The organism is Hanamia caeni (assembly GCF_003721595.1).
GTDB lineage: Bacteria > Bacteroidota > Bacteroidia > Chitinophagales > Chitinophagaceae > Ginsengibacter > Ginsengibacter caeni.
Genome location: NZ_RJJR01000018.1, coordinates 64,883 through 73,959 on the forward strand (window position 1 = coordinate 64,883; position 9,077 = coordinate 73,959).

The following is a 9,077-nucleotide window of genomic DNA, read 5'->3' on the forward strand; positions in this document are numbered from 1 at the left end:
AAAAAAATTAATTATGAAAAATATAAAATATATACTGGCAGGTTGTATTCTCATCACTATTGTTTCATGTAAAAAATGGCTGAATGTAAATACCGACCCTGATAATCCAAATTCTAAAAGTGTCCAGGTTCAAAACAGGCTACCATGGATTCAACATTTTTACACCTACACTGCAGGCGTAACCAATTTCAGAACTTCCTGCCAGGCTGGCGTTTTGTACAGTTTTACCGGATCGGCTAACGCATTTAGCACTACCTGGACCGCATCGACTGGTAACGTAACTCCTTATCAAACTTTCTTTGTGGAAGTTTCTGCCAACATCAACGACATGTACAAATCCGCAGAAGCGAAGGGCGCATATTATTACATGGCTGCTGCAGATGTGTTTTCAGCGCTGGGTTTTATGCAAATGCTGGATTTGTATGGAGAAATGCCTTACTCTGAAACCACAGCCATTTCCGGAATTTCATTGCCAAGCCCGAAGTATGATGATGGTAAAACCATCTACTACGGATGTATGGCAAAATTAGATGAGGCCATCAGCTTATTTAATAAACCCCAGGAAGTTGGTGCTCCTTCCTTTGCGAGTGGCGATATGTGGAACAACGGAGACGTAAGCAAATGGATTAAATTCTGCTACGGATTAAAAGCGAGATATATGCTCAAGCTTTCAAAAAAAGCAGACTTGTTTAATGCGGATTCGGTGTTGTATTGTATATCACAAGGCCCTCAATCTAATGCGGATAACGTATTTCAAAGAGGATATAATAATAGTACGGTAACTGATTATTTGTTAGGAGATCCTGTGGTAACAAATGGTAACTGGGATTATGCCGGCTATGGCAGCAACCAACGAATCACACAATACTATTATAATCTGCTAACAAACATGCGGGATTCTAAGGTTACTGATCCAAGAATGTCCAAAATTGCGCCTGCGTCGATGACTGGTATAAAATTAGACGCCAGCGGAAAGGTAGTATCTTACTCGTGGAATCGTTCGGTTGGAGTGGATTCCTACGGTGCTTCCGAACGTTTATTGAACGGAGGCCCGGCTTCCATCAAAACAGTAAGCTATACCCCTTCGGACAAAAACATAACCTATACAATTACTGACGGAGCTGCCAAAGCAAAGTTTATCGCAGACCAGCAGTTGGCTGGCCGGGCTTTTACTGTGGATGGGGATGATGTAAAAGTGACCTATCCGGCAGGCTCGATTTATATCAATAGCAATAATTATTTATATGCGGCAGATACCTCGTATGTCAACATGCGGACTTTCTCTATAGCTACAGGCGGAGAAGATCCTTTAGACGTTGACTGGTATCCATCGGCAGATGCTATGAAAGCTGGCGCCGTAGGCTCCACGGGTTCTTTCCAGATACGGCCGGTATCCGACCAGGAAATACTTACTTATCATGAAATGTGTTTTATTAAAGCAGAGGTTTATATGAGAAAAGGCGATAAGGCAGACGCCTACACGGCGTACAGGCAAGGGATCCAGGCGCATCTCGACATGATGCAGGCAAAATTAACCGAGTGGCAGTCCACCGGATATACGAAAACCAACCCTGACATGGCGCCAATGGATCAAAGTGATATTAACGCCTATCTTTCAAGCGAAGCTGTTTGTCAGGATGCGGGTGCTTTAACTATGCAGGATATTATGCTGCAAAAATATGTGGCTATGGGCGTAAGCCTGGAAAACTACAATGATATGCGCAGGTTTAATTTTAGTGCAGGCAATGTAGGAAATTTTGGAATTGTATATCCCGGATATGATCGGGGGCCTTTGTTTGCCGGCGAGGCGTTATATACCGGTGGATCTAAAACAGATGTAAGATATTGGCAACGCCGCTGGCAGCTACCCAACACTTTGGAATTAAATTATAATTCAACAAATGCCCTGGCGGTAAATGCCCACGCCGCTGATCCCGATGTATGGAGTATGCCTGTTTGGTGGGATTGTGCCACAGATGATGAATACTACGGATATCTCAAGAATTAATTGACAGTAAAAAATCTGCTATAAAAAGATTAAAGATTTTGTTATCCAGCTCAAGCACAAAAAAGCCGCCTGTTCCCGGGCGGTTTTCTTTTACATTAATCCTGCTTATAGTAAAGCAAGGAATAGCTCAATATTTTATTTTGTGCCCCTACCAACTGCTTCCTCCCCCGCCGCCAAAGCCGCCACCGGAAAAACCGCCGCCGCCCCCAAAGCTTCCACCGCTGCTGCCGCTGCTATGGGGACTACTGTAGAAGTTTTGTGTCATCTGGTTCATGGAATGATCAAGGCTGTTCATAAACATCAGGGTATTAAAATTATGACCGGCATAATATCCCGAATACCACGTGGGCGGTGGAACCTCAAGGCCTTTTAATTTATCTTTCCATTTATCGGCCATGTCAAAAACAATTGCGTAGGGCAATACTTTATCAAAATAATTTTCATCTTGTTTCAAAAATTCCTGTAAGCGGTCTTTCTCAACTGATTTAATAAATTCTTTAAACCCTAATAATTTTTGATACAGCAATGTTCCTTTTTTGGTTTTCTTCGTCATAAATAATCCAAATAAAATCATGATGATGCCGCTGGCAATAAAGGCAATTCCGAGCCACAACTTTTGCTGCCAGTCGTCTACCAGCGCAAAAAGTCCGGTAGCGGCAGACAGTACCCCGATAAAAGGAAAAATACAACCCATGCTCCTGGAATACATAACATAATACGCTTCTATGTTTATTTCTGATTCCAGTTGGGATTTGGCTTTTTCCATCGTTTTATACAACACATCTTTCAGGTCGCTTAGCTTTACCGTGTCGCCGGTTTCAAAAATGCCGTTAAACAAAGTTTTTTCAAATTGAAGTGCATTATCAGGCAACTCTTTTACTTTTATGAATTCGTAATCCTTATTTTTTATCAATCCCAGCAGCGCACTCTTTTCAATCTCATTTACTCTCAAATATCCGCCAGCGCCCCAATAAGGAACCAGCGCTGTGAGATCGCGCCGGTTGAGCTTGTTGTCAATTACATATCCTGACACACTTGGGCTCACATTTTCCGGCGGATAATATTCTGTTTGAATAGTTACTTCTTCATCCCTGCCCCATTTCTTCCAGATAAAATACATCATTACAAAAACCAGTACCGGAAGAATCAGCCAGCCTATTCCACGAAAAGTATAATCAGGCTTCACCAAATAATTTTCCGGAAAGCTAATGCCTACTGTAAGCCCCTCATAAGGATTTAACATGCCCAAGGTGTGCCCGGTAAGTATTTTATTTTGATGCCATTGCACCGCGGTTTTATTTTCTTTTGAACCATAAGTGCCCGTGGCTACAAAATAATAAGGTGAAGAGGAAAGAGCTTCCGGAAGTTGAATCCTGAAATCAACTGAGTCGATGGTTGTAGCCCATTCATGCCCGATAAGATCATAATATAATTCTGAATGATTCGAAAAAAAATTGATGGCATTTAATACCTGGTATTTGATTTCATAATGCTGGTCGCCATTAACCAGCTTATCTTTCGAACCAATTTTTATCTCTTCATAATCACCGCTTTTAGATACCGCGACTTTATAGTGCGGCACGTTAACATTTTCAATAAAAATCCTGGTAAATCCATTAGCGGTCATCTGCCTTTCGGCCCGTTCAATTCCTGCAGGAATTTTCTCCAGCGGGTATTTGTATTGGATGCGGCGGATGATGCCATGGCGCGGTTCTGTAAAATGGATATCAAGCGTTTCAGTGATGTGTAAGGAGGCGTCTTTATTTACGATTACGTTAACGCCGTAATGCCTGATAGTAAAGGCTTCCTGTGCATTTGCAAATAAGGCAAAAAATATCCACCAAAGAGATATGAAGCACTTTTTCATCGCAAACAATTAAAACTTTACTTCCACGTTTTGGGCTTCCTGGGGATTTTCAAGTTCATAAAATTCGCGCGCTTTAAAGCCGGTCATGTTGGCTACAATTACGCCAGGAAATTGTTGAATGGCAGTATTATAATCTCTCACAGTTGCGTTGTAATACCGGCGCGCATTTCCCAAATCGCTTTCTATAGATTGAAGAGCGCTCTGCAGTTCTAAAAAGTTTTGATTGGCTTTCAAATCAGGATAATTTTCTGCAATTGCCAGTAATCCCCTGAGAGCGCCACCCAATGCCTGGTTCGCTTCGGCCGCTCCTTTCACATCCCCCGGAGGAACGGCTACTGCTGCATTTCGCGCGGCGGTTACTTTTTCAAACGTCTGGCTTTCATGAGCCGCGTACCCCTTTACCGTGTTCACTAAATTAGGAATAAGGTCGAAACGTTTTTTAAGATAAACGCGAATATCGCTCCAACTGTTATCTACTTTTATTTTCAGCTTTACAAGGCTATTGTACATGCCGATGATCCAGATGATCAGCAAAACGATGATGGCAAGAATAATCCAAAGTATCATAGAAAAATTTTTATAATTAAAAAAATGAGCTTAACTTAAATGAAGCTCATCACAAGTTAGAAAAAATTATATTATAATAACAAATCAGCTACATTGAATAGTAAACCAACAAATACGACGATTTCCTGTTTTGCAAAATTTTAGAAATCAAATCACCTGGAATCCCAATGCATAAGGGTCATCTTCTTTATCAACCGAAATTGTATTATATCCGTAAATCTTTGCCCAACCTTCTATGGACGGGCGTATCGCAGGTTTTCCGGCGACAGTTACTTCTTCTTCAACCCGCCCCGTAAATTTACTTCCTATAATACTTTCGTGAATAAACTCCTCGCCTTTTTTCAACTTTCCCTTAGCATGCCACTGGGCCATTCGTGCAGAAGTTCCCGTACCGCACGGCGAACGGTCAATTGCTTTATCACCATAAAAAACTGCGTTGCGTGCTGTTGAATTTTTATCCAAAACTTTTCCTGTCCAGAGAATATGTGAACAGGAGTTTATGGTTGGATTTTCGGGGTGAATAAATTCATTTTCTTCATTAATTTTTTCTCTCATCTCCCTGCTCCATGCAATTAGCTGGCCTGCTGAATAATTATCAATTCCACTGAAATTTTCCTGAACATCTACAATTGCATAAAAATTTCCACCATAAGAAACATCTACTTTTAATTTTCCCAAACCCGGGCATTCTACTTCAATATTTTCGGCAGCAAGAAATGAAGGAACATTTGTTAGTCTTACCGAAAAAACCTTTTCTCCTTTTCGTGTATACGTTACCGTTACTAACCCGGCCGGCGTTTCCATAAGAACGGTGCCAGGTGTTTTTGGCTGAATTAAATCTTCCTCAATAGCAATCGTAATCGTTCCGATGGTGCCGTGGCCGCACATGGGAAGGCAGCCGCTGGTTTCTATAAAAAGTACCGCCACATCATTGGCGGGATCACAGGGTGGATATAAAATACTTCCACTCATCATATCATGGCCGCGCGGCTCAAACATCAAACCTCTTCTTATCCAATCATATTCTTTTAAAAAATGCTGGCGTCTTTCACTCATTGAATTTCCCTCAAGTGCAGGGCCGCCGTCAGCCACCAAACGAACAGGATTGCCGCAGGTGTGTGCATCAATACAATGAAAAACTGAGCCTCCAAATCTTCGTACAGCAGAGTTGGGATATTTTTTTGTAATGGGATTGGAGAGCATTTAATCAAAAATATTTTGGAAAGATAATTATTGAATCTTCTCCCTGGTCAATTCATTGTTCACTGTTCTCCAGATACCCAACGGATTTTCATTTTTCAATTCATCAGGGAGCAATTTGTTTTCCCAGTTTTGATACGCAAGCGGCCTCGCAAAACGTTTGATTCCATCTGCCCCAACAGATGTAAATCTTGAATCAGTTGTTGCAGGAAACGGGCCTCCATGCTGCATGCTCAAACAAACTTCCACACCGGTGGGAACACCATTTAAAATAAATCTTCCGCAAATATTTTTTACAGCTTCCACTAATTCTTCATTGGAAAGAAAATCATTATCCGTTGCCATTAATGTAGCAGTTAACTGGCCTTCCAGTTTCTTAGCAACATTCGTCATTTCATTTATGTCTTTGCAACGAATCACTAAGGAATAAGGGCCGAAAACTTCCTGGTGCAAAACGGGATTATTTAGAAAATCTTTTCCGGAGGCTGTGGCAACGGTTGGTGTTCCTTCATTTTCCTTTTTAGCAGTTTTTGAAACGGAAATAGTTTTTACATTTTCCTGTTGCAATGCTTTGTCTTTTTTTTCATCAAAAGCTTTTGCGATTCCCGGGTGAAGCATTTTTGCGGGAACAACATTTTCGATTTCTTTTCCTAATTCAGCAATAAATTTTTGCAGATCATCACCCTCTATTCCGATTATCAATCCGGGATTGGTACAGAATTGTCCCACGCCTTGTGTTATTGATCCGGCGTAGGTTCTGGCCATTTCTTCAGAAGAGCTTTTTAATTTTTCGGGTAGTAAAAAAACCGGGTTGATGCTTCCCATTTCTGAAAAAACAGGAATCGGAACTTTGCGTTGGTTTCCCCAATCAAACAATTGTTTGCCACCACCAAGCGAGCCGGTGAAGCCAACCGCCGCTGTGCGGTCATGCATCACCAATGCTTTTCCTACTTCAAAGCCCGCTCCATGAATATGCGCGAAAATACCTTTTGGCATTTTTTGTTCGTTTGCTGCTTTTAAGATGGCTGACGCCACTTTTTCCGATGTTCCTGCATGCGCAGGATGTGCTTTTACAATTACAGGGCAGCCCGCAGCAAAGGCGCACGCTGTATCACCGCCTGCAGTTGAATAAGCAAATGGAAAATTACTGGAACCAAAAACAACGACCGGGCCCAATGGAATCAGCATTTTTCGAATGTCCTGTTTTGGCGGTTTTTTATCGGGTATGGCGGTATCTATTCTTGCTTCAAGCCATTCGCCACTTTCGGCAGCATCGCCATATTGATTTAATTGAAAAATAGTTCTTGCCAATTCTCCTTTCAATCTTACTTCGGGCAGATTGGTTTCATTCATTGCCGAATGAACCAGTTCTTCTTCATTTTTCCTTAATTCTTCACCAATTGCGCGCATAAAATCAGCGCGCTTTTTCAAAGGCATTTTTCTGTATTGATGAAAAGCATTCCATGCGTTTTCCATCACATTATTTATTTCTTCTGTTGTAGCGTCTTTAAACATTTTATTATTATTTCAATTAGAAAATCTTTACTAAATTTTTATGCTCAGGTAATCCGGAAGTTCAGGTCTCTGCGAAATTCCTTCGCGTATAGTTTTTAAAATCCTTTCACGCTCGTCTCCCTGAAGCGACAGACGTGGTGCACGTACCTCTTCACTCCCTATTCCTCCCTCCTGCTGCGCCAGTTTGATATATTGCACCAGTTTCGGATGAATATCCATTTCCAGCAAAGGCATAAACCACCGGTAAATTTTTGCAGCTTCTTCAATCCGCCCGGCTTTTACCAAGCGATATATGGCAACTGTTTCTTTCGGAAAAGCGCAAACCAAACCGGCAACCCAGCCATCAGCGCCAAGACAAAGCTCTTCCATAGCCAGCGTATCCACACCACATAAAATTTTATAGCGGTCGCCAAAACGGTTACGCATGCGCGTTACATTGGTAACATCCCTTGTTGATTCTTTGACTGCTTCAATGTTTTTGCAATCTTTTAATTCATCAAACATTTCCAACGTGATAAGTGTTTTATAATCTATTGGATTATTATAAACAATTATCGGCAGGTCTGTGGAATCCGAAATAGCCTTAAACCATTCTACCGATTCCCTATGATCACTCTTATACCGCATGGGTGGCAAAGCCATCAAACCTTGGGCTCCCCAATCACTGGCATATTGTACCTGCTGCAAAGCCTCGCGTGTACTGCCTTCTGCGATATTTAAAATCACAGGAATTTTACCGGCCACCTTTTCAATAGCAAATTTTACCAGCTTTTCTTTTTCTTCAGTAGAAAGAACACTTGACTCTCCTAATGTGCCGCCCAAAATAATTCCATCAATGCCGGCATTGATTTGCGCCTGTAAGTTTTTTTCAAACAGTGGCAAATCAATTTCATCTTCTTTTGTGAATGGAGTTGTTAACGCAGGATAAATGCCCTTCCATTGTATCACCATATTTTTTCTTTCAAAGGTAGATAAATTGTTTTTCCTTATCGGAATCGAGACTGAAGGTTTGTAAATACCCAACAATTTCAGTTCGTTTTTTTATTGCAACAAACAGGTTGTAGTACAAGACCGGTATAAGCCACTTGTGTTTTCATGTAATATGCTGCACCTTTGTATCAATGCTGATATTGGCAGAATTTAATTTTTTATCAAACAAAAAACTAATAATAGAAAAAAACTATGGAACAGAAATTTATTTCAGCTTCTCTGAAATTAGGGCCTTTAACTCCTTTGGTGGGGGAATGGGAAGGCAATGTGGGCGTAGATCTCGCGTACCAGAACAAAGATGACGTGATTGCAAGAACCACCAGTTTTGAAAAGGCATGGTTCAAGCCGATACCCATCCAGGAGAATGGCCAGCAATCCATTGAAGGGTTGGCTTATAAAATTACCAACTGGCGGCATGGCGAAGAAGCCATGGATCCCTTTCATGATGAATCTGGTTATTTATTATGGGATAAGAAGAATGGCCAGGTGATTCAATCGGTTGTATTTGGCCGTGGCATTGCAATCTTAGCAGGGTCAGATGCGGGCCCCAATGACAAAGAAATTAGATTTAAAGCCACACCCGGCGAGCCCTGTTATGGAATTCTTCAAAATAAATACCTGCTGGAGCGCGCGGAACTGAAGAGCTATGATCATACTTTTATTTTCAATGAAGACGGCACTTTCACGCATACTTCAGACATCATTTTAAAACTCGCTGCCATCGGTAAGGAAATGCATCACACTGATACCAATACTTTGCATCGTGTAAAACGTTATCATCCAAGTGTGGAACTTGCCTGATAGGTTTACCTGCAGATTTAATTCAAAAAAACAATGAGGCCGTCTCAAAATAAATTTTGGGATGGCCTTTTTAATTTCGGTTTAACAATATGACTTAGGACTTCAAAGTCAACTTTGTTTTTTAGAAGT

At 41.2% G+C, this 9,077-nt stretch carries 7 protein-coding genes; 2 read left to right on the top strand and 5 right to left on the bottom strand.

The annotated features are described in order from the left end of the window. Positions 1–13: 13 nt before the first annotated feature. Complete coding sequence (locus tag EFY79_RS18595; protein ID WP_123122251.1) at positions 14–2,008, top strand: SusD/RagB family nutrient-binding outer membrane lipoprotein; 1,995 nt, start codon at positions 14–16, stop codon at positions 2,006–2,008. Positions 2,009–2,156: 148 nt separating this feature from the next. Here EFY79_RS18595 and EFY79_RS18600 read toward each other — a convergent pair whose 3' ends face one another. The 5 genes from EFY79_RS18600 to EFY79_RS18620 all read right to left on the bottom strand — a co-directional run bounded on the left by EFY79_RS18600 (position 2,157) and on the right by EFY79_RS18620 (position 8,108). Continuing rightward, entirely contained in the window at positions 2,157–3,875 is a 1,719-nt protein-coding gene (locus tag EFY79_RS18600; protein ID WP_123122252.1) for a DUF2207 domain-containing protein, read from the bottom strand. Between the two features lie 9 nt (positions 3,876–3,884). Then, positions 3,885–4,442, bottom strand: coding sequence for a LemA family protein (locus EFY79_RS18605; protein WP_123122253.1), 558 nt, complete (start codon positions 4,440–4,442; stop codon positions 3,885–3,887). Positions 4,443–4,589: 147 nt separating this feature from the next. After that, a complete protein-coding gene (locus EFY79_RS18610) occupies positions 4,590–5,645 on the bottom strand; it encodes a 4-hydroxyproline epimerase (protein WP_123122254.1) in 1,056 nt (351 codons plus the stop codon). Positions 5,646–5,672: 27 nt separating this feature from the next. Next, on the bottom strand, positions 5,673–7,157 hold the full coding sequence (locus tag EFY79_RS18615) for an aldehyde dehydrogenase (NADP(+)) (protein ID WP_123122255.1): 1,485 nt from the start codon (positions 7,155–7,157) through the stop codon (positions 5,673–5,675). 30 nt (positions 7,158–7,187) lie between these two features. Then, the gene (locus EFY79_RS18620; protein WP_199727582.1) at positions 7,188–8,108 is read right to left on the bottom strand and encodes a dihydrodipicolinate synthase family protein; all 921 of its coding nucleotides are present in this window, start codon (positions 8,106–8,108) and stop codon (positions 7,188–7,190) included. A 231-nt stretch (positions 8,109–8,339) separates the two neighbouring features. Between EFY79_RS18620 and EFY79_RS18625 the strand changes: the two genes are divergently transcribed. Then, complete coding sequence (locus tag EFY79_RS18625) at positions 8,340–8,948, top strand: FABP family protein (protein WP_123122256.1); 609 nt, start codon at positions 8,340–8,342, stop codon at positions 8,946–8,948. Positions 8,949–9,077 lie beyond the last annotated feature (129 nt).